This window comes from Pseudomonas sp. H1_F01 (genome assembly GCF_054681425.1).
Map to the genome: position 1 here is coordinate 2,465,576 of NZ_CP162823.1, position 22,601 is coordinate 2,488,176.

Genomic DNA, 22,601 nt, shown 5'->3' on the forward strand with positions numbered 1-22,601 from the left:
GTGATGTATGCCAGCAAAAGTAGTGGTAATAGGCAGCCTGAACATGGACCTGGTAACCCGGGCGCCGCGTCTGCCGCGTGGTGGTGAAACACTGATCGGCGAGTCGTTCTCCACCATCCCGGGCGGCAAGGGGGCCAACCAGGCGGTGGCCGCCGCGCGCCTGGGGGCGCAGGTATCGATGGTCGGTTGCGTGGGCAATGATGCCTACGGCGAACAATTGCGTAACGGGTTGTTGGCCGAGGGCATCGACTGCCAGGCGGTCAGCGTGGAGGAGGGGGCCAGCGGCGTGGCGCTGATCGTCGTCGACGACAACAGCCAGAATGCGATCGTTATCGTCGCCGGTGCCAACGGTGCGCTCACCGCCGAGGTCCTGGACAGTGTCGATGAAGTGCTGCAAAGCGCCGATGTTGTCATCTGCCAGCTCGAAGTGCCGGATGCCACCGTCGGCCACGCCCTCAAGCGCGCTCGTGAGTTGGGCAAAATCGTCATCCTCAACCCGGCGCCAGCCTCGCGGACGTTGCCGGCCGACTGGTACGCCTGCATCGACTACCTGATTCCCAATGAAAGCGAAGCAGCGGTCTTGAGCGAACTGGCGGTGGACTCCCTGGAAACCGCCGAATCTGCCGCGGCGCATCTGATCGCCGCTGGCGCCGGCAAGGTGATCGTGACCCTGGGTGCCCAGGGGTTGATGTTTGCCAACGGCGCCAGCTTCGAACACTTCCCGGCCCCACGGGTCAAGGCAGTGGACACCACGGCGGCCGGAGACACCTTTGTCGGCGGCTTCGCGGCAGCCCTGGCCAGCGGCAAAAGCGAGGTCGACGCGATTCGTTTCGGCCAGGCCGCCGCCGCGCTGTCGGTCACCCGCGCGGGCGCGCAGCCTTCAATCCCCACGTTGCTGGAAGTACAGGCTTTCAAATCATGAAAAAGACGCCGTTGTTGAATGTGGCACTGTCACGACTGATCGCTTCCCTGGGCCATGGCGACAAGGTGGTCATCGGTGATGCCGGCCTGCCCGTGCCGCCCCAGGTCGAATTGATCGACCTGGCCCTGACCCATGGCATTCCTGACTTTGTCAGTACCTTGAAGGTGGTGCTTAGCGAAATGCAGGTGCAAAGCCATGTCCTGGCCGAGGAGATCCTCGATAAACAACCGTCGGCCCTGACGACCCTGGAGGCGCTGCATGCGGAGGGTGCGCTGGGCGAGCGGGAGCTGGTCAGCCATGAACAATTCAAGATCATCAGCCGACAGGCGCGGGCGATCATTCGCACAGGCGAGTGCTCTCCGTACTGCAATATCGTGCTGGTCGCTGGAGTGACGTTCTAACCCTCTTCAACCCTGCACAAGGAGTGCGCCATGCACCGCTATGCTCAGAAAATGCATCAACTGATCCGGAGTCTGCTGCTTTTGTCATTGATCACTGCTACGAGCGCCCAGGCGGCGGAAAAAATCGACCTGATCATCGACACCGATCCAGGGGCTGACGACGTGGTGGCGCTGTTGTTCGCCCTGGCGTCGCCCGAGGAGCTGCATATCCGTGCGCTGACCACCGTCGCCGGCAATGTGCGCCTGGACAAGACCTCCCGCAACGCTCGCCTGGCCCGGGAATGGGCGGGGCGCGAAGACGTGCCCGTGTATGCCGGTGCGCCGAAACCGTTGATGCGCACGCCGATCTACGCGGAAAACATCCATGGCAAGGAAGGCCTGTCGGGTGTCACCGTGCACGAGCCGAAGAAAGGGTTGGCCGAAGGCAATGCCGTCAACTACCTGATCGACACGCTCAAGGCGGCCAAGCCACACAGCATCACCATTGCCATGCTTGGCCCGCAGACCAACCTGGCCCTGGCGCTGGTGCAGGAGCCCGATATCGTCCAGGGCATCAAGGAAGTGGTGATCATGGGCGGTGCGCATTTCAACGGCGGCAATATCACGCCGGTGGCTGAATTCAATCTGTTCGCCGACCCGCAGGCGGCCGAGGTCGTGGCCAAGAGCGGCGTGAAGCTGACGTACCTGCCGCTGGACGTGACCCACAAGATCCTCACCAGCGAAGCGCGCCTGAAGCAGATCGCGGCGCTGAACAACAATGCCAGCAAGCTGGTGGGCGATATCCTCAACGAATACGTCAAGGGCGACATGGAGCACTACGGGATGACGGGCGGGCCGGTGCATGACGCGACGGTGATTGCCTATCTGCTCAAGCCGCAGTTGTTCACTGGCCGTTCGGTCAATGTCGTCGTGGACAGTCGCGAGGGCCCGACGTTCGGGCAGACCATCGTCGACTGGTACGATGGCCTGAAAGCGCCGAAGAACGCGTTCTGGGTGGAAAACGGTGATGCCCAGGGCTTCTTCGACCTGCTGACCGAGCGCCTGGCGCGCCTCAAGTAACCTGCCTGGCTATGCGCCCGCAGGTTGGGCCTGCGGGTGCGTGAGTATCAGTCCACGGCGTCGACCACGCTCGGGTAGCGTTCGAATGCCTGCTGGATGAAGTTGCGGGCGACCTCCGTCCCCAGTTCCCTCACCAGCAATTCTATGCCGATGATTGCCAGTTCCTCGGGGCTGCTCGGGCTATAGGAGCTATGGCCCTCCGACCATTTGGCATTGATGGTGGCTTCGATGCTGACGGTGCTCATGGTAGGGCTCGCGAGTTGGAGGGCTGTAAGTGGAGTTAAGCATTTTTGCCCCCGGTTTGGCACTGCGACTTAGGCATTGGAGGAGGGCTGTGCGACACTCTTTTTTTTGTTTTTAAAGGAGCCCCGCCGTGCAGATCGATTTGAACGCTCCGGATGGCCTGACCCTCGAGGCGGTTCGCCAATTACTGGCTTCGGCCAGTGATGACGAGCATACCCAGCTGCGCGTGACCAAGGGCGGTATCGCCTATTTGTCCTCGGGTGTGGTCGGTGGCGCTGACATCGATGGTTTGCTGTTTCGGCTCGAGACCTGGGCGAAGGGCTCGGGATACGTCGGGCGGGTCGCTGCCAGCGACGAGGTCTGGGTCATGCAGATATACAATGCGCTGAAGGATAACTGGCCCAATCCTCCGTTCGATTACATCGACGTTTATTGAGCGGCGTTCATATCCAGTCACGATTCATGTCTGAACAGCGGTAGCGGCTCAGGCAAACTGCTGGTTTTCCGGATGAGCCAGACCGAGGGCTGTGGTGTTGAAACCAAGCGCCGTTTGGGTTGTCGCACGCTCTCTGTTTATTTATCGAAAAAGGAGGCTTCATGCCTTGGAAGCTCGCGTCATTGAGTACTCTGTTGGCTGCGGTGGTCTTGAGCGGTTGCAGCAGCACCTCGGAATCGACCCCCGAACCCGTGGCGACCGAGACCGGTCACAGCCGCTGCGAAGCAAAGGGCGCCGAGTTCGCCATTGGCAAGCAGGCCTCGCCACAATTGCTGGAGCAGGCTCGTACCCGTGCCGGCGCGCAGATTGCCCGGATCCTCAAGCCCAACGACATGGTGACGCTTGAGTACCGCTCCGATCGCCTGAACCTCAATACCGATGCCAACCTGGTAGTCAACCGGGTGAACTGCGGCTGACAGGCGGTTTTCAATCGCCCACAAAAAACCCCGTCACATGGACGGGGTTTTTTTAGTGCGCCGAGAAATTACTCTGGGCGAACCTGTGCAGCTTGCATACCCTTTTGGCCTTTCTCAGCCACGAAGGAAACGGTCTGGCCTTCTTTCAGGCTTTTGAAACCGTCGCTTTCGATAGCTTTGAAGTGTACGAACAGGTCGTCACCGCCACCTTGAGGAGTGATGAAGCCGAAGCCTTTTTCATCGTTGAACCATTTAACGGTGCCGGTTTGGCGATTAGACATGGTGTATCTCCAAGAAACATATATTTTCAGTGTACTGTGCTGCTCAGGCCAACTGGGCACACCCGGGTATCATAGTCGAAATGTTCGATTTGGGACCCCCCCAGACGCGCTGTTTGCCAATCAGTCGTGTTTACTTTACTGCCTTTACCCGCTGAAAGGCCCGGTTTTAAAGGCTTTCAGCCGAAAGTAAAGACGATAAAAAAAGCTGTAAAACCTGAATAAATCGTTCAAAAAAGCCTGAAATCAGAGCTTTTCAACCCTGCCGGGCCTGTTCAGGAACCCTGCTTTCTCACTTTTTCGCCTTGTTGTCGGCCTTGCATTTTGCGATCTCCCCCAGTGCCTTTTGCTGCAGCTGTGGGGTGGCCTTGTTGTCCATCAAGGCCTGGATGTCCGCGGCTGGATAGGACTTGATCGCATCGGCGCCACAGGCGCAATGAGCCTTGGCAGCGGCCGGGCCGATCTGGGGCGTTGCCGCCTCGGTGCATTGGGCCATGTATTTTTCGCGCTCGCCTTTGGGCCAGTCGGCATGGGCGGTCAGTGGAAGCAGCAGGACGAGGGGGGCGACTACTGCAAACAATGTATTGAGACGCATGCGAAGATGCTCCTTTCGGGTCGATGTCTTGATATCTGAGGCGTTGCGCTCGGTTCAGTTCAGCACTCTGGCATAAAAACCCTGGATTTACGCCTGCTTCAATTCCAGCGCGGCGATGACCGTTCATCTGTGCTAGCATGCCGGGCTCGGGTATTTCCAGGCTGCGGATGACAACTCGTCCCGGCGGCAAATGTTCGAAATAACCCTGATTTGAATCCCAGTCACTCTGGTTCGGTTTTCCGGTTGGCCGCAAGGCTCCTGCCGCTGTAAGGCAGGCGTTCGTCATTGAATGGCCTGGACTGGATCTTGTACTGGCTCATCCCAACCCACGTGACCTTTGGTAGGGGTCACCACTAGGAGAGGAGGCGCCATGCCAACTATTACTCTTCCCGACGGCAGTCAACGTTCATTCGATCACCCGGTTTCCGTAGCCGAGGTCGCCGCATCCATCGGTGCGGGCCTGGCCAAGGCCACCCTGGCCGGCAAGGTCAACGGCAAGCTGGTCGACGCCAGTGACGTCATCGACAGCGACGCCACGCTGCAAATCATCACGCCAAAGGATGAAGAGGGGCTGGAGATCATTCGCCACTCTTGCGCGCACCTGGTCGGCCATGCGGTCAAGCAGCTGTACCCAAGCGCGAAGATGGTCATCGGGCCAGTCATCGACGAAGGCTTCTATTACGACATCGCCTTCGAGCGTCCTTTCACGCCGGAAGACATGGCGGCCATCGAACAGCGCATGCAGCAGCTGATCGAGAAAGATTACGACGTCATCAAGAAAGTCACCCCGCGCGCCGAAGTCATCGAAGTCTTCAAGGCCCGTGGCGAGGACTACAAGCTGCGTCTGGTGGAAGACATGCCGGACGAGCAGGCCATGGGCCTGTACTACCACGAAGAATACGTCGACATGTGCCGTGGCCCGCACGTGCCGAACACGCGTTTCCTGAAGTCCTTCAAGCTGACCAAGCTGTCCGGCGCCTACTGGCGTGGCGATGCGAAGAACGAGCAGTTGCAGCGCGTCTATGGCACTGCCTGGGCGGACAAGAAACAACTGGCGGCCTACATCCAGCGCATCGAAGAAGCCGAGAAGCGCGATCACCGCAAGATCGGCAAGCGCCTGGGCCTGTTCCATACCCAGGAAGAGTCCCCGGGCATGGTGTTCTGGCACCCGAACGGCTGGACCCTGTATCAGGTGCTCGAGCAGTACATGCGCCAGGTCCAGCGTGAGAACGGCTATCTGGAAATCAAGACGCCGCAAGTGGTGGACCGCAGCCTGTGGGAGAAATCCGGGCACTGGGCCAACTACGCCGACAACATGTTCACCACCCAGTCGGAAAACCGCGACTACGCCATCAAGCCGATGAACTGCCCATGCCACGTGCAGGTGTTCAACCAGGGCTTGAAGAGCTACCGCGAGCTGCCGATGCGCCTGGCCGAGTTCGGTGCCTGCCACCGCAACGAGCCGTCGGGTGCGCTGCACGGCATCATGCGCGTGCGTGCATTCACCCAGGACGATGCACACATCTTCTGCACCGAAGAGCAGATGCAGGCCGAATCCGCCGCCTTCATCAAGCTGACCATGGACGTCTATCGGGACTTCGGCTTCACCGAAGTCGAGATGAAGCTGTCCACTCGTCCGGAAAAACGCGTTGGCTCCGACGAGCTGTGGGATCGCGCCGAAGCGGCCCTGGCCGCCGCCCTTGATAGCGCGGGCCTTGCGTACGACCTGCAGCCGGGCGAGGGGGCCTTCTACGGTCCGAAAATCGAATTCTCGCTGAAAGATTGCCTCGGTCGTGTGTGGCAGTGTGGTACCTTGCAGCTCGATTTCAACCTGCCGATCCGTCTGGGCGCTGAATATGTGTCCGAAGACAACAGCCGCAAGCACCCGGTCATGCTTCACCGCGCGATCCTCGGTTCGTTCGAGCGTTTCGTCGGGATTCTGATCGAACACTACGAGGGCGCGTTCCCTGCGTGGCTGGCGCCGACCCAGGCAGTGATCATGAATATCACTGATAAACAGGCAGATTTTGCCGCCGAAGTCGAAAAAACTCTCAATCAAAGCGGATTTCGTGCCAAGTCCGACTTGAGAAATGAAAAGATCGGCTTTAAAATCCGCGAGCATACTTTGCTCAAGGTTCCCTTTCTCTTGGTTATCGGAGATCGGGAGGTCGAGATGCAGACTGTCGCTGTGCGTACTCGTGAAGGTGCTGACCTGGGCTCGATGCCCGTCGCCGAATTCGCTGAGTTTCTCGCGCAAGCGGTTTCCCGGCGTGGTCGCCCAGATTTGGAGTAATTATTATTAAGCGTGAAATGAGACAAGATAAACGAGCTGCACCGAAAGCCCCGATCAACGAGAATATCTCGGCACGCGAGGTTCGGTTAATTGGCGCTGACGGCGAGCAGATTGGCATCGTCTCGATTGATGAAGCGCTTCGTATTGCTGAAGAAGCCAAGCTTGATCTGGTAGAAATTTCCGCAGACGCAGTCCCACCGGTTTGCCGGGTGATGGACTACGGCAAGTCGATCTTCGAGAAGAAGAAGCAGATTGCCGCGGCGAAGAAAAACCAGAAGCAGATTCAGGTAAAAGAAATCAAGTTTCGTCCAGGGACGGAGGAAGGGGATTACCAGGTAAAACTGCGCAACCTGGTACGTTTCCTGAGTGACGGGGACAGGGCCAAGGTATCCTTGCGATTCCGCGGCCGTGAGATGGCCCACCAGGAGCTGGGGATGGAACTCCTCAAGCGGGTTGAACAAGACCTGCTCGAGTACGGTTCGGTCGAACAGCATCCTAAGATGGAAGGACGCCAGCTGATCATGGTCATCGCCCCGAAAAAGAAGAAGTAATCACCAGGGCACGGCAGGCCTTGCGATTATGTTTATCAACTGAATGCGGAGTATCCGAACATGCCAAAGATGAAGACCAAAAGTGGTGCTGCTAAGCGGTTTCTGAAAACTGCTAACGGTATCAAGCACAAGCACGCTTTCAAGAGCCACATCCTGACCAAAATGTCGACCAAGCGTAAGCGTCAACTGCGCGGTAGCAGCTTGCTGCATCCGTCTGACGTGGCAAAAGTCGAGCGCATGCTGCGCCTTCGTTAATTTTTGGATCAAGAATAGAGGAAGTAACTCATGGCTCGTGTAAAGCGTGGCGTCATTGCCCGTAAGCGTCACAAAAAAATTCTGAAACTTGCTAAAGGCTACTACGGCGCGCGTTCCCGCGTATTCCGTGTTGCCAAGCAAGCGGTAATCAAGGCAGGCCAATACGCCTACCGTGACCGTCGTCAGAAAAAACGTCAGTTCCGCGCTCTGTGGATCGCTCGTATCAATGCTGGTGCTCGTGTTAACGGTCTGTCCTACAGCCGTTTCATCGCTGGCCTGAAAAAAGCGTCCATCGAGATCGACCGTAAGGTTCTGGCTGATCTGGCAGTGAACGAAAAAGCGGCGTTTGCTGCGATTGTCGAGAAAGCTAAAGCCACCTTGGCTTAAGTACCCCCGGCAGTCACCGGGGCCTACATCTGTGGGCCCAGGTGTCGAACGTCATAAATAGGGGAAGAGCCTTAAAGCTCTTCCCCTATTTCGTATCTGGAGTCTGTACATGGAAAACCTGGACGCGCTGGTCGCTCAAGCACTAGAGGCTGTGCAAAGCGCTGAAGATATCAATGCCCTGGAGCAAATCCGGGTTCACTACCTTGGCAAGAAGGGCGAGTTGACTCAGGTGATGAAGACCCTGGGGAACCTGCCAGCCGAAGAGCGTCCGCAGGTCGGTGCGCTGATCAACGTTGCCAAGGAGCGTGTCACAGAGGTCCTCAATGCGCGCAAGGCGTTGTTCGAGGAGGCGGATCTGGCTGCCAAGCTCGCCGCCGAGTCCATCGACGTGACCCTGCCTGGCCGTGGCCAGACTTCCGGTGGCCTGCATCCGGTGACCCGGACGCTGGAACGCATCGAGCAGTTCTTCACCCACATCGGCTACGGCATTGCCGAAGGCCCTGAGGTCGAAGACGACTACCACAACTTCGAAGCGCTCAACATCCCAGGCCATCACCCGGCCCGGTCGATGCATGACACCTTCTATTTCAACGCGAACATGCTGTTGCGCACCCATACCTCGCCGGTACAGGTCCGCACCATGGAATCGCAACAGCCGCCGATCCGCATCGTCTGCCCAGGCCGTGTGTACCGCAGCGACTCCGATATCACCCACTCGCCGATGTTCCACCAGGTCGAAGGCCTGCTGGTTGATCGCGACATCAATTTCGCCGACCTGAAAGGAACGATCGAAGAGTTCCTGCGGGTGTTCTTCGAAAAAGAACTGGCCGTGCGTTTCCGCCCTTCGTACTTCCCGTTCACCGAGCCATCGGCTGAAGTCGACATGGAGTGCGTGATGTGCAGCGGTAAAGGCTGCCGCGTCTGCAAACAGACTGGCTGGCTGGAAGTCATGGGCTGCGGCATGGTTCACCCGAACGTGCTGCGTATGTCCGGGATCGATCCGGAAGAGTTCTCGGGCTTTGCCTTCGGCATGGGCGTCGAGCGCCTGGCCATGCTGCGTTACGGTGTGAATGACTTGCGCCTGTTCTTCGACAACGACTTGCGATTCCTTGCGCAATTTCGCTAGGGCTTGTACGAAAAGTCGCCGAGCGGCGATCAGGCAAGGCGAAAACAGGCGAGGAAGCGGAGTCTACTGGTTGTAAATGAGCATTCCGAGCCTGTTTTCAACGCAGCATGATCGTCGCGCAGGCACTTTACGTACAAGGCCTAGGTCGCAGTCCGTAACGAATCTATTAGGGGAGCAGGATGAAATTCAGTGAACAATGGCTGCGCGGCTGGGTAAGCCCGCAGGTAAGTCGGGACGAGCTGGTTGCTCGCCTGTCGATGGCCGGCCTTGAGGTCGATAGCGTCACGCCGGCCGCCGGTGATTTCAGCGGTGTGGTAGTGGGCGAGGTGCTGGGCACCGAGCAGCACCCAGACGCTGACAAACTGCGGGTTTGCCAGGTCAGCAATGGCGCGGAAACCTTCCAGGTCGTCTGTGGCGCGCCCAACGTGCGCCCGGGCCTGAAGATCCCGTTCGCCATGATCGGTGCCGAACTGCCGGGCGACTTCAAGATCAAGAAAGCCAAGCTGCGCGGCGTCGAGTCCAACGGCATGTTGTGCTCCCAGGCCGAGCTGCAGATTGGCGAAGGCAACGATGGCCTGATGGAACTCCCGGCGGATGCGCCGGTTGGCCAGGACATCCGTGAATACCTGGGCCTGGACGATGCAAGCATCGAGGTCGACCTGACACCGAACCGTGGCGATTGCCTGTCCCTGGCCGGCCTGGCCCGTGAAGTCGGCGCGTTGTATGCCGCTCCCGTGACGCGTCCTGTGGTTGCGAGCGTTCCGGCCGTGCACGACGAAGTGCGTTCGATTGAAGTCCTGGCGCCGACCGCGTGCCCGCGTTACCTGGGCCGTGTGATCCGTAATGTCGACCTGTCCAAGCCGACGCCGCTGTGGATGGTCGAGCGCCTGCGTCGCGCCGACGTGCGCAGCATCGACGCCGCTGTCGACATCACCAACTATGTGATGCTGGAGCTGGGTCAGCCGCTGCATGCGTTCGATCTCGCCGAAATCAACGGTGGTATTCGCGTACGCATGGCCGAAGAGGGTGAGAAGCTGGTACTGCTCGACGGCCAGGAAGTGACCCTGCGCAGCGACACCCTGGTGATTGCCGACCACTCCCGTGCCCTGGCAATTGCTGGCGTAATGGGCGGCGAGCACAGCGGTGTCTCCACGACGACCCGCGATGTATTCCTGGAAAGTGCGTTCTTCGACCAGATCGCCGTCGCTGGCAAGGCCCGCTCCTATGGCCTGCACACCGACGCCTCGCACCGTTACGAGCGTGGCGTGGACTGGCAACTGGCCCGTGAAGCCATGGAGCGCGCCACAGGCCTGCTGCTGGACATCACGGGTGGTGAAGCCGGCCCGATCATCGAGACTGTCAGCGAACAGCACCTGCCCAAGATTGCCCCGGTCACCCTGCGTGCCCAGCGCATCACCCAGATGCTGGGCATGGAAATGGACCCGGCCGAAGTCGAACGCCTGCTCAGCGCCTTGGGCCTGAACATCTGCGCCGATGGGGCAGGGCAGTGGCGCGTCGAAGTGCCAAGCCATCGCTTCGATATCAGCCTGGAAGTCGACCTGATTGAAGAACTGGCCCGCCTGTACGGCTACAACCGCCTGCCGGTTCGCTACCCGCAAGCCCGCCTGGCCCCACAGGCCAAGGCTGAAGCCCGCAGCGACCTGCCGGAACTGCGCCGCCTGCTGGTGGCCCGTGGGTATCAGGAAGCGATCACCTACAGCTTCATCGATCCTCGTCAGTTCGAGCTGTTCAATCCAGGTGTCGAGCCACTGCTGCTGGCCAATCCGATTTCCAACGACATGGCTGCCATGCGCTCGTCCCTGTGGCCAGGCCTGGTCAAGTCGCTCCAGCACAACCTGAACCGCCAGCAGGATCGCGTGCGGCTGTTCGAAAGCGGCCTGCGTTTTGTCGGTCAGCTGGAAGGCTTGAAGCAAGAGCCGATGCTGGCCGGTGTCGTCTGTGGTAGCCGCTTGCCGGAAGGCTGGGCGCAAGGTCGCGATGTCGTCGACTTCTTCGACGTCAAGGCTGACGTCGAAGCGGTGCTGGGCTTCGCCGGTGCGCTCGACGCGTTCACTTTCGTCCCGGGCAAGCACCCGGCGCTGCACCCGGGGCAGACCGCGCGCATCGAACGAGACGGGCGTGAAGTCGGCTATGTCGGTGCCATTCACCCGGAATTGTCGAAAACCCTGGGCCTTGATCGTCCGGTCTTCGTTTTCGAGCTGGTCCTGGCCGAAGTGGCGCTGGGGAAAATGCCGAAATTCCAGGAGTTATCGCGCTTTCCTGAAGTGCGTCGTGACCTTGCGTTGCTGGCCGACCGTGACGTTGCTTCCAGCGCTGTGCTGGACGTAATCCGTGAAAATGCAGGCGAATGGCTCACGGACCTCAGGCTATTTGACGTGTATCAGGGTAAAGGCATTGATCCGCATAGAAAAAGCCTTGCAGTTGGCTTGACCTGGCAGCATCCATCGCGCACTCTTAATGACGATGAGGTGAATACCGCAACGCAGAATATCCTCACCTCGCTCGAAAACAGGTTGAACGCCACGTTAAGGAAGTGACGTATGGGGGCTCTGACGAAAGCTGAGATGGCGGAACGTCTGTATGAGGAGCTGGGCCTGAATAAACGGGAGGCCAAAGAATTGGTCGAACTGTTTTTCGAAGAAATCAGGCACGCTCTGGAAGACAACGAACAGGTCAAATTGTCCGGTTTCGGCAATTTCGACCTGCGGGACAAACGCCAGCGGCCTGGCCGCAATCCGAAAACGGGAGAAGAAATCCCGATCACGGCTCGCCGTGTGGTCACCTTTCGTCCAGGGCAGAAGTTGAAGGCCCGAGTTGAGGCTTATGCTGGAACCAAGTCATAACGACGAACTACCCGTCATCCCGGGCAAACGCTACTTCACCATTGGTGAAGTCAGCGAGCTGTGTGCGGTAAAACCGCACGTGCTGCGCTATTGGGAGCAGGAGTTTCCTCAACTCAACCCGGTCAAGCGCCGCGGAAACCGTCGGTATTATCAGCGCCAAGACGTGCTGATGATCCGGCAGATCCGCGCGCTGCTCTATGACCAGGGGTTCACCATCGGCGGAGCGCGTCTGCGCCTCTCCGGTGATGAGGCCAAAGACGATACAACCCAGTACAAACAGATGATCCGCCAGATGATCGCCGAGCTTGAAGATGTTCTGGTGGTGCTCAAGAAATAAATTTCTGCTTTTAAATACTTCCAGTTTTCAAAAGCTTGCGATATATTCCTGAGCGTTCCGCTGAGACGCGGAACAAGATTCACGCCTAGTCGGGGCGTAGCGCAGTCCGGTAGCGCACTAGCATGGGGTGCTAGGGGTCGAGTGTTCGAATCACTCCGTCCCGACCATATTCTTCAATGACTTAGGCCAGTGTTCACAGCATTGGCCTTTTTCATGTGCGTGACTTTTGCGTGACTCCTCGATTTTTCACGCCTGTTTCCTCTTCAAGATTGTCAGTACCGGTCCACGCGAATCGGTTGCTGATACCATGTTCGCAGCTTCAATCAAATGCCCGAGCTCGGCGCCCGAGTAGTGACTGGTGATGCTGCCGTTCTTGTGACCCAAAAGAGCTTTGCGATCTTCCTCGGTGACGCCTGCTGCGCGGAGCCGACGGCCAACGTGTGCTTGAGGTCATGGATCCTGATGGATGCATACCCTGGGTGAGCGGGGCGAAGGTTTTCCTCCTGCCAGAGTTTCGCCGCTCTCACCCGCGCCTTCTTCCAGGCCGAGTCGTTCATCCGGTGCATTGCGGTGCCGTTGTAGGGGAAAACCCATTCCTTGCTCAGGCCCCGCTGCTGCTCGATGATCGACTTCGCCACGTTGTTGAGCACAACCAGCCTCTCGTCGCCGTTCTTCACGCCGGAGCGTGCATGGCGTCCGCCAAAGTCGGCCGGGATCAGAAACACGCTGGTGCCCAGTTCCGGCACCGAAATCTCCCAATCCCACCTCAGCTTGCAGACCTCCTGCTCCCTGGTGCCGGTGTTCACCTTGAACAGCGCCATCGTTTGCAGGTGAGCCGGCAACTCCGCAAAGAGAATCGACTGCTCTGCCCATGACATCGGGTAGGGCTTCCTGCTCGATTTTTTCTCTTCCAGCTTCGTGAGCATCGGCACGCTATCCAGCCACGGCCTGCGCTCATCGTCTCGCCATTTCCTGGCACACAAAGATAAAACCCGAACCACACGCTCGATCGAGATATTCACCGTCCTGTTGCTCACTCCTTTTTTCACCTTCCCGTTTTGCAGTTTCTTTGTCGCCAACCTGTCCTTGATGAAAGGCGCCAGGGCCTGGTCATCGGTATGTCACCAATGAACGGGTCCAACTGGGCGATGTGATGCGCGGAAAGCTTGAACGAGGCCTGATCCTTGATTTCAACGAGGAACCGCATCGCGGCATCCCGCCACGTCCTCACCTCCCGGACGCCATAAACTTTCTGTTGCCGGATCTGCTCCATCCTGAAGATCAGGTACCGCTCAGCTTCTTGTCGGTCAGTTGTGCCAGTAGATTCGTAAAGTCTTTCGCCGTTGATCTTCTTGTCGATATGCCAGGTACCTTTCCTTTGGGAGAGGCCTGTGATCGATTTTCGCGCCATGGTTTATCTCCTTGCTGGCGCTCGCTGCGGGGCGATTGTTGCTCCGGGGCGCGTTTTTTATCAATGGACTTGGCCTCAACATATGCCGAGGCCCAGTCGTCCAGCTCCTGCCGATCGAACCCAACACCACGCTCCCCAATGGGAAGTTCGTGGACGTGAGGGCGAACCTCGGCGTCGAATACCGCCCGGCACATGCCGAGATAGGCCGGTGCCTGCTTCGCCCGGATGAAGCGTGGGAGTAGAGCAGTCTCTGCATTCATGCCTTTCTCCCAGCCTCGCGCTGCGTTTTATTCCAGCCGTCCGTGGCGACGTGTCGTTTTCCGTTTCGAACGGGTTTTGCTTGATGCTCACTCCCTTGAGGAAGGCCGCGTAACCCTGTTCGAACGGGTTGATCTTCTGGCCGTGCAGCTCTGCAGTTGCCATGTGTGTGCTCCATGCCGCGCCTGGCGGCAGAAAGATTTACGCGGGGCGCGCCTTCTGGATGATGTAAATGAGGATGCAGCCGGTCGCGGAGAGTCAGACCAGCGAGCCGAAGCCGGCGATGATCAGGGCAATATCAGATCCGCGCTCGACCATTTCTGGTACCGCATAGAAAAACCAGAGCAGGGTGATCAGCAGGTAGAGCAGGGCGCTGATCAGGACTTCAAATAGCTTTTTTGCTGGCATAGGAATTCCTCGCCCGCAGTTCACCGGCAGGCTGTAGGTGGATTGGGTTAGTGGCGTTTCATGAAGGTGATCCAGTGCGTCTTTTCGCGCTTACCGGACTTGTGGCCAAACAGTGGTTTCTCATCGGTCAGGACCAGGATCTCGCCGACTCGGACCTGGGTTTCGTTCCATTTGAAAATCAAGAACTGGCCGGGGCGCAACACACGGAAGCACTCGGCGAAGCCTTTTCGCAGGTCGTCGCGCCAGTCGTCAGTGAGGATTCCGTATTTCAGTCGGAGCCAGCTCTCCCGCCCGGCACGCACCAGGTGCGGCGGATCGAAGACAACCATGTTGAAGCTGGCGTCAGGGAAGGGCAGGTTCCGGAAATCCATGATGACGTCGGGCTCTACTTTCAGCACCCGGCCATCACACAGCACATGTTCTTCATCCCGGATGTCACCGAACAGGGCACGCTGGTCACCTTTGTCGAACCACATCATGCGGCTGGCGCTGCACGGGTCGAGGACTCGTGCGTTCATGGCCTCGGCCCCCTGTATATGAGCCAGGCCATGTAGAGCAGGGGGAGGATCATGGCGTCACCCGCTTGAACTCGACGACCCAGACCCAGGGGTTGGCGTCCCAGGCATCAGGGCCATTGACTGCGTTCCAGAGGTTGGCGAACGCCCAGCGCGGCGCGCCAAGGCACTGTTCGTGACTGGTGGTCTTGTCCCACATCCAGCCATTTAGCTGTGGGTGATGCTCTTCCGGCGCCGGGCACGCCCCGACATCTGTCCAGCCTTTACCCCCGTGCCCGCACTTGCGACCGTAATCGGTGAAGAAACAGCCCTTGGCCTGGGCCTGCTCGTCGCTGATACCCTGCAACCGCTCGACGCGGATGGCGGTGACCTCAAGCAGGATGCGGCAGACCCAGCGGTGCATGTGGATGCTCGGCCTGGAATCGCGCGGGTAATCCCAGTGGGCAACAGAGCCGTTGTACTCGGGATCTTCGCAACGGGCGTATAGGACTGGCTCCCTGTCGGCGGCGTAGCGTGACAGGACAGCACCGTTGGCTGTGTCGTAGTCCGCCTCGGTGGTCTCGCGCACCCACAGCCGGTCGCCTGGCTTGCCGTAGGGGCAGCGGCCATAGATCGCCAGTTCGGCGGCGCACTCTTCCTCAGTCGAGCCAGAGACAATGAATCCGTATCGCCGGTCATGCTGGCCTACCGCGATCCATTGGCAGCCATCGATATCAGAGCTACCGCGGTGCGGGTCTGGTCGTCCTTGACTGGACGCCGCGTGACCGTCTTCCGGTCCTCCAGGATGGCGCGCACCATCGGCACCGAGAACAGGATCGGCCGTTCCTTTATTTGAGACATAGCTTCGCCTTGACCGCCATATCGCGGCAGTGGTTAGGGGGGAGGCAATCGGGAGCAGAGTATTTTCTGCCGCGTGTAGATATGCCAATATCACGGCATGTTCTTATAAGGTCGTAGTAATGAATAGATTCGATTTATGGTTGGGTCGTATTACGTCACTTTCCCAGCTGTTTTTAGTGGTCATAGCGATTGCAACAATAAAGCTAACTGTAATTCCTCTTTATCAGAAAGAGTTGAGTTCAGAAGAGTTGGCGAGGTCTCAGATAAAGCTCAATTCAGTCCAGTCTGAGATTGATAAGCTGCAGAGCGCTATCGCTAAAAAAGAGAAGCTCTTGGTAGAGACTGAGTTGCGACAAAGTGTCCTTGCGGAAGCTGAAGAATTGAGCAGAAAGCGCTTATTTATAGTGGATGCAGAACTCGAGAGTAAGGAGGCAGAGTTGCAAAAGCTCCGCAGGAATCAAGAAAGGATGCTCGCGGAATCTGCAAAAGTTAAGGGGCAGTTAAACTCTGAGAATACGCTGAAGTTTTATCAAGCGCTAGAGTGGTTCTCTATGATGTCCGACCTGGGGAGAGATTGCTATGATCCAGAAGTGGCCGAAATATTTGAGAACGCTGAAGAGCGTAAGGCTGATGCCCGCAAGGGGTGTGGACCTTATCGCTCATTGAAAGATGGAATTAATTCTATTAGGGAGAGGCGCCGTGACTCCTCTGGTGATCCATTAAATATTCCGATGTTGAACGCTTGGCTAGACGTTGCAGAGAAAAAGCTTGAGCACAAGAAAACGAGTCTTCGCAGTTCTTTTGATTTGGCGGTATATGAAGGGTTGGGATCCGGAAACTTGGTAAAGAAGCCTGATGAGACCGAGGAGGATTTCTTCAGGCGAAAGACGGCCGTAGAAAAAAGTCAATCCGATTATTCGAGTAGGGCGAGATCGCATGATAGAGAAATTCAGAAAGACTTCATTCGCAATCTTAAGCTACCAAGCTGAGATGTTTGTCATGCAGCTTTCATCAGAGCTTCAATAACGCGCTGCCCTGCCAGCGGCGGTACCGCGTTCCCGGCCATATGCATGGTCAGCCGGTGGTTGTCCGGGCGGAGGGTGTCAGGCGGGAACGACATGGCGGCCAGTGCTTCGTTGGCTGACAGCATCCGCATCTCGTCGCCGCGCACCAGGGCCCACCGGTCGAGGGTGGTGATTGTGCCGATCGGGCGATTGATGTCGCGGCCGGTGAGCCCTGAGCCTTTGCCATAGTAGGGCATGATGAAATGATCGCCGAAGCGCTCTCGGTCATTTCGCACCCGGTCGAGGGTGGCCAGGGCACGGCCAGGTTTTTCAATCGGAGACCAGCGACTAGCGACCAGCGTCGAACTCGAGGAAGCTGGCGGCGGGCACGTGCTGGCGCCTGTGCAGTTCAAGCATCAGTGGCGACCTGCTTCGGCTGCATACCAGGAACAGCCGGACACGGTGCTGGGGCACGCCGAGGTCGGCGCAATCGACGACATGAGGTGCGATCATGTAACCCAGCGCGGCCATGGCCTGCGACCAGGCGGCGTACAAGGCCCAGTCCGTGAACTCTTCGACGTTCTCGACCAGCACCACCTCCGGTCGGTGGAACTCGGCGGCTGAGACCACCGCCCACGCTGTCGACCGGGAGGCCTCGTGTTGAGTGTTGCCTGACTTCTTGCCGCGCGCCTTCGAGTGGCCCTGACAGCATGGCGAGGCCAGCATGATGTCGTGGGCCGGGACCTTCGACCAATCTGCCTGATGCAAGTCCTGGCAAACGTGTATCGCTTCTGGGTGGTTGGCGCTGTGCCATTCGACTGCGACCGGCCAGTGGTTGGCCGCCCAGATTACTTCGATGCCGGCATCGCGGGCACCGGTTGACCATCCGCCGAGACCCGCGAACAAATCGATTGCAGTGGGCATGTGCGTCCTATGCCGGGGCATGCCCGGGCTTTTGAGGGTATTTAGTGACAAAAGGGGCAGGGGCTGCTAAGTCGGTAATGAAAACTTTGGTCGACCGTGCGATGCTCCCGAAAAAGGAGCTCTCAATGAATATCATCGATGCTATCTGGCCTATCCCTGGGCCAATTGCTGCCGCGCTTGTTGCCGGACTTGTCTCATTCGTCGTAACTGTGCTGGCGAAAGATCAAAAAACGTCAGAGTTCAGACAAGCTTGGATCGACGGGCTGAGAGCCGACGTAGCTGATTTTGTGGGCCTTGCAAGAGCCATGCTCGCAGTGGTTAACGCCAAGACAATTCGAAAGGAGGATGCGAGCTCTTATGTGATTGAGCGTCATGACGACTTCACAAAGATTTATTCTTTGATAACCAGAATTCGATTGCGCCTAAACCCAGATGAACACGGCGAGATGCTCGAACTTTTGAATACCCTTTTCACTGAAAACCCGGCTATATCTCCCACAGAAATGAGCGACGCTGTCAAAGGGGTTGTTTCTTGCAGTCAGAAGATCTTGAAGTCGGAATGGAAACGAGTAAAACGAGGAGAACCTGCTTTTCTGTGGCTGAAAAGAGTTTCGCTGGTGTTTATTCTTGCTGCTGTAATTGGTGGGTTTGCGTTGGCTGTTCAGACCCCAAAAGGATTGACCGACGAAAATAAGCCGCCCGCTCCTCCTGCTTCGGTTGCCACTCCGAAAACCCAACTTTCAGCGCCTTCGTCTTCGGGTTGATGATCGGCTTGTCCTTGACGCCTTGGCCCTAATCTACATATCGCGGCATCTCAAGGTTTGTGAGCATGCTCAATGAACTGCTCAGCGTACTGTCGCGCGTCGAACAGTGGCTAGAGCTGGCGAACCGCCCCTAAAGGTGCTCATGGGTTGTCTCAAAGTGCGCGCCGGCCTCGCCGGTTGGCGTGATTCGTGATTGATGGCTATGACTTGTTAGAGCTCACACTGACCGGAGGCCGACATGAGACTGCTAAGCGACATAGATGCACTCACGGCAATAGAGGAAGACGCGAGGGCGATGCTAAAATGGGTAGGGCTGCCTGACGACGCTCAGAAACTGGCGATGGTTGTTTTCCTTCGCCAGGTCATTGATCTGGCGACTTACACCGAGTCGGCGGGGTTGCTTTCTGAGACGCTGGATTTCAGCTGATTAGGGGTTAGGGAGTTGCGGAAAGTGCCAGTAGGTCGTCACCGCCGCGCCCGATACCTGCGTGCAGTTCCACTGAGCGACCAGCCAACATGCCCGCGATCTGCGCATTCAGGTCGATATCGACATCACGTGCTTTGCGGGCCTTGCCCACGCCTTTGTTTGCTAGGTACTCGTTGATCAGCGCCTTGTCCTGCGCTTCGACGGCGATAATGTCCCGGCCTTCGCTCGCTGTCGGAGCGGCGTCTTCGCCTTTTGGGACAAGCGCAATGAGCTTCCCATAGACCTCGTTTACCCATGCGAGGGCGAAGTGATCGCACGCTGTTTCGGCTGTGTACGAACTGCGATGTACGCCCGCCCGCACTGCTGCGACGTATTTCTTCCGGGCGTATTTCACCTTTGTCAGCAGCGTCTCGAACGCATACAGCGCGATCTGCTGGGCAGGTGTCACGCCGACGAAGGAGACGCGGGCGAGGATCCGATCCTTTTCCTTGCAGTACTGCCGCCCGTACAGTGCAGTGCAGCCGAACACGCTGGAAACTGCACTGCTCAAGTTTCGCTCCCAGGTGGGTAGGCGTTCGGTCCTGGTGAATCTGGACTCAACTTCACCGACGTCGCTCAATTTCACATCCATCTCGGTCAGCCGGTATTCGCGCATTAGCGCCTGAGCCTGCCGGAGCGCGGTGGCCGCTTCGTTCTCATTGGCGCTTTGTGCCAGTGCCAGGCAGTGCTTGATCTTGCGGATCGCGCGCTCAAGCTTCTTTTCGTCGATTTGTTGTGCGGACATAGAAGATCCTCGCCGGCTGGCGTGATTCGTTGAAGTGGGGTATTGGTGTTCGACCCGACATGAGCCGGACAGAGAGGACGTCTAATGTTTCAAAGAACAGTTGTTTATCAGGATTTTTTGCGTGCTTTCCCGAACGCCCAGTTTGTTGCACTGAGTTACGGTAACGGGTTCGCTGGGGAGGTGGCGATCGGAGAAGTTAATAGAGTTGCCACTGTCGTTTTCGCAGGGATCTACAAACCGAATGGAGAGACAGTTGGTGAAAAGACGTTAACCGATGCCGATGTGGCGCCGGCCACACTACAAGGACACGATATTGCTCATGCATTCAAGGTTGCTGCGAACTTGGCCGACTCCATAGCTAATTCCATCGGAAACCCCTAAATCCTTCAGCTGTCAGGGTTGGCGAGGCGCCGCCCTCCGTGACCGGTGGTGGCATTTTGGTTTGGGTTGGGGTATTACGGGTGACCGGCATGGAGTCGGGTCAAGGAGAGCGCCGGTGGCAAAGGTCAATAAATACGGATTGTCTCGCACCATCCCCAATGATGTCCGGAGGCAGGTGAGGCAGCAATCCGGTTACGGATGCGTTATTTGCGGGATGGGAGTTATTCAATACGAGCATATAGCTCCCGAATACCATGAAGCGCGGTTTCATGATCCATCAGCCATAACGCTCCTGTGCCCTTCTTGTCACTCCAAAGTTACTACAGGCTTTTATTCAAAACAGAAAGTCTTACAGGCCATGAAGTCCCCAGCTGCGACGCAGGCAGGATTTTCTAAGGATTTCTTTGATTTCTGCGGGCCACATCCATCTATTAAAATAGGAGGGATGACATTAATCCGCTGTCATTCACCAGTCCTCATATATGACAGGCCAATATTAACGATCGATAGCCCCAAGGAGCCCGGAGGGCCGTTTTTGCTCAGCGGTATTTTTTGTGATGAAGAGGGAAAGCCGACATTAGAGATCGTTGAGAACGAGTGGAGAGCCCACTCCGATTCTTGGGATGTTGAAGTTGGCGGCGGTGAAATTACAGTTCGAAACTCCCCTCGCAATATCGTGCTGAAACTAAAAGTTCTGCCTCCAGACGTGATATTGGTGGAGAAGCTTAAAATGCGCTTTGGTTTTGTGGACATAAATATCAACGGCGAGACAATAACTCTGAAGTCCCCTATGTCTGAATTTACCCTATCAGACTGTCTTGCTGAAGACTGTCGAGTGGGTATTTCTATGTATTCGCTTCAGCCTACCGCTCAAGTTCAGCCTTCGTTGCTGGCACGGCTTATTCGGAATGCCTACTCAACCGCCTCATGAAGGCTCAGCGAACCGGAACCCATTCTCGCGGCCGATCAGCTGAACGCGCTTGAGGTGCATCTTCAGGTCAACAGCGATCTGGCTTGCAGTCTTTCCGGCCTCGGGTAGCTCCCGCACCTGGGCCGCGATCTTGTCGCGCTGGACACGGAGCTCGTTGCGGTGGCCAGTGGTGGCAATTTGGTTTGGGTTGGGGTATTACGAGTGATCGGCATGAGGCCGGAACAGAGAGGCAGAATGAAAAAAATTAATCCCGAACTTGTCGATCCTGCTGTAGAGCCGGCTGGTGAAAAGGTTGGACGGGTGATGAGGGGGCTCGCTGGCGCTCTACCCATCGTTGGTGGAGCAGCCACTGAGATATTCAATGCCCTGTTTGAGGGGCCGCTCTCCAAGCGCCGGACTGAGTGGATGCTGGAAGTAACCGAGGTTCTCAATGACTTGTTAGAGCACGACTTAGTTACGGAAGATGGCCTCAAAGAAAACGAGGCATTTATCAGTACCGTTGCTCAAACGTGCAATATGGCGCTTCGTAACCACCAGAATGAAAAACTAGAAGCATTACGCAATGCAGTTAAAAATTCTGCTCTCCCTAGTTGCCCGTCAGATGACCTTCGCCAATTATTTCTGAATTTCGTGGATGTTTGCACGGTCACGCATATTCGGTTATTGCATCTGTTTGTCGATCCCGAGGCATGGGTCTCTAAGGAAGGAAAACAGTTCCCTTCTTCATGGAGTATGGGAGGCATTGATCAAGTTATTGAGTTTGCGCTGCCTGAGCTTCAGGGAAAGGAGGATATTTATAAAGTGATATGGAAGGATCTCTATCAGCGAGGGCTGATCAACACAGATAATTTGGGGATGACTATGAGCGCTCACGGAATGAAATCGAGCAGATCCACGCAGATGGGTTCGGCGCTTATAAGATTTCTGACTTAAGACGCAACTGGCTCAATTATCTCATCACCAGGGTGTCGCTTGAGCTCGGCCAAGATCTCATGATGAATCCGCGCCACGTTTTCGCTTATCAGTACTTTGTGACGCGGACTTTCAATTGCTTGATAGGAAAAGGTGTGGCCGAGCGCATGGGCGTTGAGAATTAGATTCTGCACCGCCTCGCTAATTTCCTCAATGTCGTTCCAGGCCGTCAACTCCTCAAGCATCTGCCGCGTGCCGATCCGGCAGCGATGTCGCAATTCCTTCTCGTCGTACTCGATCCGCTTTGCTGCTGCTTTGGCTGATCGTTCTGCCCCGGTCTTCGCTATAGCCTGCTCCTTCGATTCCACTGGCCGGCAGTGCCAGCCAGGTTTGTCGTTTGCGTTGTTGGGGGCGGAAACGTCTCACGCTGCTACCTTCACCTGGTGTCAGGCTCCGGCGGCGTAGAGCAGTTTCGCGGCCAGAGCCTCATCCATAGAAACCTCGTCCGGGATAGCGATCCAGCCTGACGCCACCAGGTGGTTCGGATTCGCTGTGTTGCGCAGCCCCAGGTAGTAATGCTCGATGGCATCCGTCAGGCGCTTGACCTTGTAGATGCCCTCCGGAGAGATCTCGACCGTCTTGATGTACTCGTTGCCGCGCTCGTCGCGACACATGGCGCCGATGTAGATGGTCCAGCGGTAGGAGAAATCGAAGATCGCGTTGGTGATCGCCAGACTGCGGATCTGCCGACAGCTCTTCCAGTTCGCCACCGCCTCTTTCAGACCCCAGTGGCTGACGTAATCGCGGACAGTGGGAGTT

28 protein-coding genes, 1 tRNA gene and 3 pseudogenes are annotated in these 22,601 nt (G+C 57.3%); 20 read left to right on the forward strand and 12 right to left on the reverse strand.

Annotation, left to right across the window (positions count from 1 at the left end):
• The first annotated feature begins 7 nt into the window (after positions 1–7).
• From rbsK to AB4O09_RS11365, 3 genes are read left to right on the forward strand one after another with little or no spacing between them, the layout of a single operon-like run.
• Positions 8–922 carry a ribokinase gene (gene rbsK, locus AB4O09_RS11355; protein ID WP_460108192.1) on the forward strand — a complete coding sequence of 305 codons (915 nt, stop codon included), beginning with the start codon at positions 8–10 and terminating at the stop codon, positions 920–922.
• Entirely contained in the window at positions 919–1,323 is a 405-nt protein-coding gene (rbsD, locus tag AB4O09_RS11360) for a D-ribose pyranase (protein ID WP_013693778.1), read from the forward strand. Before rbsK ends, rbsD begins: the two co-directional genes overlap by 4 nt.
• Positions 1,324–1,353: 30 nt before the next feature.
• A complete protein-coding gene (locus AB4O09_RS11365; RefSeq protein WP_003203636.1) occupies positions 1,354–2,382 on the forward strand; it encodes a nucleoside hydrolase in 1,029 nt (342 codons plus the stop codon).
• A gap of 47 nt (positions 2,383–2,429) precedes the next feature.
• On the opposite strand, the gene AB4O09_RS11370 is transcribed toward AB4O09_RS11365, so the two are convergent.
• On the reverse strand, positions 2,430–2,627 hold the full coding sequence (locus tag AB4O09_RS11370) for a hypothetical protein (protein ID WP_003203634.1): 198 nt from the start codon (positions 2,625–2,627) through the stop codon (positions 2,430–2,432).
• A 128-nt stretch (positions 2,628–2,755) separates the two neighbouring features.
• Between AB4O09_RS11370 and AB4O09_RS11375 the strand changes: the two genes are divergently transcribed.
• Both AB4O09_RS11375 and AB4O09_RS11380 read left to right on the forward strand, forming a co-directional pair.
• The gene (locus tag AB4O09_RS11375) at positions 2,756–3,061 is read left to right on the forward strand and encodes a hypothetical protein (RefSeq protein ID WP_003203632.1); all 306 of its coding nucleotides are present in this window, start codon (positions 2,756–2,758) and stop codon (positions 3,059–3,061) included.
• A gap of 161 nt (positions 3,062–3,222) precedes the next feature.
• Positions 3,223–3,537, forward strand: a complete 315-nt coding sequence (locus AB4O09_RS11380) for an I78 family peptidase inhibitor (protein WP_003203630.1) — start codon at positions 3,223–3,225, stop codon at positions 3,535–3,537.
• Between the two features lie 68 nt (positions 3,538–3,605).
• Here the strand turns inward: AB4O09_RS11380 and AB4O09_RS11385 are convergent, their stop codons facing one another.
• Together AB4O09_RS11385 and AB4O09_RS11390 are read right to left on the reverse strand one after the other, a co-directional pair.
• Positions 3,606–3,818, reverse strand: coding sequence for a cold-shock protein (locus AB4O09_RS11385; protein WP_003179963.1), 213 nt, complete (start codon positions 3,816–3,818; stop codon positions 3,606–3,608).
• A gap of 289 nt (positions 3,819–4,107) precedes the next feature.
• Entirely contained in the window at positions 4,108–4,410 is a 303-nt protein-coding gene (locus AB4O09_RS11390) for a hypothetical protein (RefSeq protein ID WP_039012614.1), read from the reverse strand.
• Between the two features lie 370 nt (positions 4,411–4,780).
• On the opposite strand from AB4O09_RS11390, the gene thrS reads away from it, so the two are divergent.
• The 9 genes from thrS to AB4O09_RS11435 all read left to right on the forward strand — a co-directional run bounded on the left by thrS (position 4,781) and on the right by AB4O09_RS11435 (position 12,390).
• Positions 4,781–6,703, forward strand: a complete 1,923-nt coding sequence (thrS, locus tag AB4O09_RS11395; protein WP_003203626.1) for a threonine--tRNA ligase — start codon at positions 4,781–4,783, stop codon at positions 6,701–6,703.
• Positions 6,703–7,254 carry a translation initiation factor IF-3 gene (gene infC / locus AB4O09_RS11400; RefSeq protein WP_169432615.1) on the forward strand — a complete coding sequence of 184 codons (552 nt, stop codon included), beginning with the start codon at positions 6,703–6,705 and terminating at the stop codon, positions 7,252–7,254. The genes thrS and infC overlap by 1 nt, the downstream gene beginning before the upstream one ends.
• 60 nt (positions 7,255–7,314) lie before the next feature.
• The gene (gene rpmI, locus AB4O09_RS11405) at positions 7,315–7,509 is read left to right on the forward strand and encodes a 50S ribosomal protein L35 (protein WP_002553160.1); all 195 of its coding nucleotides are present in this window, start codon (positions 7,315–7,317) and stop codon (positions 7,507–7,509) included.
• A 30-nt stretch (positions 7,510–7,539) separates the two neighbouring features.
• Positions 7,540–7,896, forward strand: a complete 357-nt coding sequence (gene rplT / locus AB4O09_RS11410) for a 50S ribosomal protein L20 (protein ID WP_002553161.1) — start codon at positions 7,540–7,542, stop codon at positions 7,894–7,896.
• A gap of 109 nt (positions 7,897–8,005) precedes the next feature.
• Positions 8,006–9,022, forward strand: coding sequence for a phenylalanine--tRNA ligase subunit alpha (pheS, locus tag AB4O09_RS11415; protein WP_003203624.1), 1,017 nt, complete (start codon positions 8,006–8,008; stop codon positions 9,020–9,022).
• Between the two features lie 179 nt (positions 9,023–9,201).
• Positions 9,202–11,580 carry a phenylalanine--tRNA ligase subunit beta gene (pheT, locus tag AB4O09_RS11420; RefSeq protein ID WP_258635830.1) on the forward strand — a complete coding sequence of 793 codons (2,379 nt, stop codon included), beginning with the start codon at positions 9,202–9,204 and terminating at the stop codon, positions 11,578–11,580.
• A gap of 3 nt (positions 11,581–11,583) precedes the next feature.
• Positions 11,584–11,886 (forward strand): integration host factor subunit alpha, encoded by a 303-nt coding sequence (gene ihfA, locus AB4O09_RS11425; protein ID WP_002553164.1) that lies wholly within the window; start codon positions 11,584–11,586, stop codon positions 11,884–11,886.
• Positions 11,867–12,223, forward strand: coding sequence for a MerR family transcriptional regulator (locus AB4O09_RS11430; protein WP_003179985.1), 357 nt, complete (start codon positions 11,867–11,869; stop codon positions 12,221–12,223). Before ihfA ends, AB4O09_RS11430 begins: the two co-directional genes overlap by 20 nt.
• 90 nt (positions 12,224–12,313) lie before the next feature.
• Positions 12,314–12,390, forward strand: a tRNA-Pro gene (locus AB4O09_RS11435).
• Between the two features lie 79 nt (positions 12,391–12,469).
• Here the strand turns inward: AB4O09_RS11435 and AB4O09_RS11440 are convergent.
• From AB4O09_RS11440 to AB4O09_RS11460, 5 genes and pseudogenes are all read right to left on the reverse strand, one after another.
• A pseudogene (locus AB4O09_RS11440) lies at positions 12,470–13,619 on the reverse strand (tyrosine-type recombinase/integrase).
• Entirely contained in the window at positions 13,505–13,894 is a 390-nt protein-coding gene (locus AB4O09_RS11445) for a hypothetical protein (RefSeq protein ID WP_460108195.1), read from the reverse strand. The pseudogene AB4O09_RS11440 and the gene AB4O09_RS11445 overlap by 115 nt, the downstream one beginning before the upstream one ends.
• Positions 13,895–14,150: 256 nt before the next feature.
• On the reverse strand, positions 14,151–14,300 hold the full coding sequence (locus tag AB4O09_RS11450; protein ID WP_460108197.1) for a hypothetical protein: 150 nt from the start codon (positions 14,298–14,300) through the stop codon (positions 14,151–14,153).
• A gap of 47 nt (positions 14,301–14,347) precedes the next feature.
• Complete coding sequence (locus AB4O09_RS11455; RefSeq protein ID WP_460108199.1) at positions 14,348–14,818, reverse strand: class I SAM-dependent methyltransferase; 471 nt, start codon at positions 14,816–14,818, stop codon at positions 14,348–14,350.
• A 49-nt stretch (positions 14,819–14,867) separates the two neighbouring features.
• Positions 14,868–15,655, reverse strand: a pseudogene (locus tag AB4O09_RS11460) (hypothetical protein).
• Between the two features lie 119 nt (positions 15,656–15,774).
• Here AB4O09_RS11460 and AB4O09_RS11465 point away from each other — a divergent pair.
• Complete coding sequence (locus AB4O09_RS11465) at positions 15,775–16,644, forward strand: hypothetical protein (protein WP_460108202.1); 870 nt, start codon at positions 15,775–15,777, stop codon at positions 16,642–16,644.
• Positions 16,645–16,652: 8 nt separating this feature from the next.
• Here the strand turns inward: AB4O09_RS11465 and AB4O09_RS11470 are convergent.
• Positions 16,653–17,583, reverse strand: a pseudogene (locus AB4O09_RS11470) (DNA cytosine methyltransferase).
• 125 nt (positions 17,584–17,708) lie between these two features.
• On the opposite strand from AB4O09_RS11470, the gene AB4O09_RS11475 reads away from it, so the two are divergent.
• Complete coding sequence (locus AB4O09_RS11475; protein WP_460108203.1) at positions 17,709–18,347, forward strand: hypothetical protein; 639 nt, start codon at positions 17,709–17,711, stop codon at positions 18,345–18,347.
• A gap of 238 nt (positions 18,348–18,585) precedes the next feature.
• The gene (locus AB4O09_RS11480; RefSeq protein ID WP_460108205.1) at positions 18,586–18,774 is read left to right on the forward strand and encodes a hypothetical protein; all 189 of its coding nucleotides are present in this window, start codon (positions 18,586–18,588) and stop codon (positions 18,772–18,774) included.
• A gap of 7 nt (positions 18,775–18,781) precedes the next feature.
• Here AB4O09_RS11480 and AB4O09_RS11485 read toward each other — a convergent pair whose 3' ends face one another.
• Positions 18,782–19,558 carry a DUF2786 domain-containing protein gene (locus AB4O09_RS11485; RefSeq protein WP_460108207.1) on the reverse strand — a complete coding sequence of 259 codons (777 nt, stop codon included), beginning with the start codon at positions 19,556–19,558 and terminating at the stop codon, positions 18,782–18,784.
• 84 nt (positions 19,559–19,642) lie between these two features.
• Here AB4O09_RS11485 and AB4O09_RS11490 point away from each other — a divergent pair, with 84 nt between their 5' ends.
• From AB4O09_RS11490 to AB4O09_RS11500, 3 genes are all read left to right on the forward strand, one after another.
• Positions 19,643–19,939 (forward strand): hypothetical protein, encoded by a 297-nt coding sequence (locus AB4O09_RS11490; protein WP_460108208.1) that lies wholly within the window; start codon positions 19,643–19,645, stop codon positions 19,937–19,939.
• Positions 19,940–20,054: 115 nt separating this feature from the next.
• Positions 20,055–20,870, forward strand: a complete 816-nt coding sequence (locus AB4O09_RS11495) for an HNH endonuclease signature motif containing protein (RefSeq protein WP_460108209.1) — start codon at positions 20,055–20,057, stop codon at positions 20,868–20,870.
• Positions 20,871–21,104: 234 nt separating this feature from the next.
• Positions 21,105–21,803, forward strand: coding sequence for a hypothetical protein (locus AB4O09_RS11500; RefSeq protein WP_046064616.1), 699 nt, complete (start codon positions 21,105–21,107; stop codon positions 21,801–21,803).
• Here AB4O09_RS11500 and AB4O09_RS11505 read toward each other — a convergent pair.
• The gene (locus AB4O09_RS11505) at positions 21,800–22,150 is read right to left on the reverse strand and encodes a hypothetical protein (RefSeq protein ID WP_460108212.1); all 351 of its coding nucleotides are present in this window, start codon (positions 22,148–22,150) and stop codon (positions 21,800–21,802) included. The genes AB4O09_RS11500 and AB4O09_RS11505 overlap by 4 nt on opposite strands.
• Before the next feature lie 78 nt (positions 22,151–22,228).
• On the reverse strand, positions 22,229–22,552 hold the full coding sequence (locus AB4O09_RS11510) for a hypothetical protein (protein ID WP_460108215.1): 324 nt from the start codon (positions 22,550–22,552) through the stop codon (positions 22,229–22,231).
• Positions 22,553–22,601 lie beyond the last annotated feature (49 nt).

What these genes read in the sequence shown, in the direction of transcription:
- AB4O09_RS11450 (WP_460108197.1), bottom strand. Translation starts at nt 14,300, where the DNA reads ATGCCAGCAAAAAAGCTATTTGAAGTCCTGATCAGCGCCCTGCTCTAC.
- pheS (WP_003203624.1), top strand. Translation starts at nt 8,006, where the DNA reads ATGGAAAACCTGGACGCGCTGGTCGCTCAAGCACTAGAGGCTGTGCAA.
- rpmI (WP_002553160.1), top strand. Translation starts at nt 7,315, where the DNA reads ATGCCAAAGATGAAGACCAAAAGTGGTGCTGCTAAGCGGTTTCTGAAA.
- ihfA (WP_002553164.1), top strand. Translation starts at nt 11,584, where the DNA reads ATGGGGGCTCTGACGAAAGCTGAGATGGCGGAACGTCTGTATGAGGAG.
- AB4O09_RS11465 (WP_460108202.1), top strand. Translation starts at nt 15,775, where the DNA reads ATGAATAGATTCGATTTATGGTTGGGTCGTATTACGTCACTTTCCCAG.
- AB4O09_RS11490 (WP_460108208.1), top strand. Translation starts at nt 19,643, where the DNA reads ATGTTTCAAAGAACAGTTGTTTATCAGGATTTTTTGCGTGCTTTCCCG.
- AB4O09_RS11475 (WP_460108203.1), top strand. Translation starts at nt 17,709, where the DNA reads ATGAATATCATCGATGCTATCTGGCCTATCCCTGGGCCAATTGCTGCC.
- AB4O09_RS11485 (WP_460108207.1), bottom strand. Translation starts at nt 19,558, where the DNA reads ATGTCCGCACAACAAATCGACGAAAAGAAGCTTGAGCGCGCGATCCGC.
- rplT (WP_002553161.1), top strand. Translation starts at nt 7,540, where the DNA reads ATGGCTCGTGTAAAGCGTGGCGTCATTGCCCGTAAGCGTCACAAAAAA.
- rbsK (WP_460108192.1), top strand. Translation starts at nt 8, where the DNA reads ATGCCAGCAAAAGTAGTGGTAATAGGCAGCCTGAACATGGACCTGGTA.
- rbsD (WP_013693778.1), top strand. Translation starts at nt 919, where the DNA reads ATGAAAAAGACGCCGTTGTTGAATGTGGCACTGTCACGACTGATCGCT.
- AB4O09_RS11365 (WP_003203636.1), top strand. Translation starts at nt 1,354, where the DNA reads ATGCACCGCTATGCTCAGAAAATGCATCAACTGATCCGGAGTCTGCTG.
- AB4O09_RS11480 (WP_460108205.1), top strand. Translation starts at nt 18,586, where the DNA reads ATGAGACTGCTAAGCGACATAGATGCACTCACGGCAATAGAGGAAGAC.
- pheT (WP_258635830.1), top strand. Translation starts at nt 9,202, where the DNA reads ATGAAATTCAGTGAACAATGGCTGCGCGGCTGGGTAAGCCCGCAGGTA.
- AB4O09_RS11430 (WP_003179985.1), top strand. Translation starts at nt 11,867, where the DNA reads ATGCTGGAACCAAGTCATAACGACGAACTACCCGTCATCCCGGGCAAA.
- AB4O09_RS11455 (WP_460108199.1), bottom strand. Translation starts at nt 14,818, where the DNA reads ATGAACGCACGAGTCCTCGACCCGTGCAGCGCCAGCCGCATGATGTGG.
- AB4O09_RS11445 (WP_460108195.1), bottom strand. Translation starts at nt 13,894, where the DNA reads ATGAATGCAGAGACTGCTCTACTCCCACGCTTCATCCGGGCGAAGCAG.
- thrS (WP_003203626.1), top strand. Translation starts at nt 4,781, where the DNA reads ATGCCAACTATTACTCTTCCCGACGGCAGTCAACGTTCATTCGATCAC.
- AB4O09_RS11385 (WP_003179963.1), bottom strand. Translation starts at nt 3,818, where the DNA reads ATGTCTAATCGCCAAACCGGCACCGTTAAATGGTTCAACGATGAAAAA.
- AB4O09_RS11390 (WP_039012614.1), bottom strand. Translation starts at nt 4,410, where the DNA reads ATGCGTCTCAATACATTGTTTGCAGTAGTCGCCCCCCTCGTCCTGCTG.
- AB4O09_RS11380 (WP_003203630.1), top strand. Translation starts at nt 3,223, where the DNA reads ATGCCTTGGAAGCTCGCGTCATTGAGTACTCTGTTGGCTGCGGTGGTC.
- AB4O09_RS11370 (WP_003203634.1), bottom strand. Translation starts at nt 2,627, where the DNA reads ATGAGCACCGTCAGCATCGAAGCCACCATCAATGCCAAATGGTCGGAG.
- AB4O09_RS11500 (WP_046064616.1), top strand. Translation starts at nt 21,105, where the DNA reads ATGAAAAAAATTAATCCCGAACTTGTCGATCCTGCTGTAGAGCCGGCT.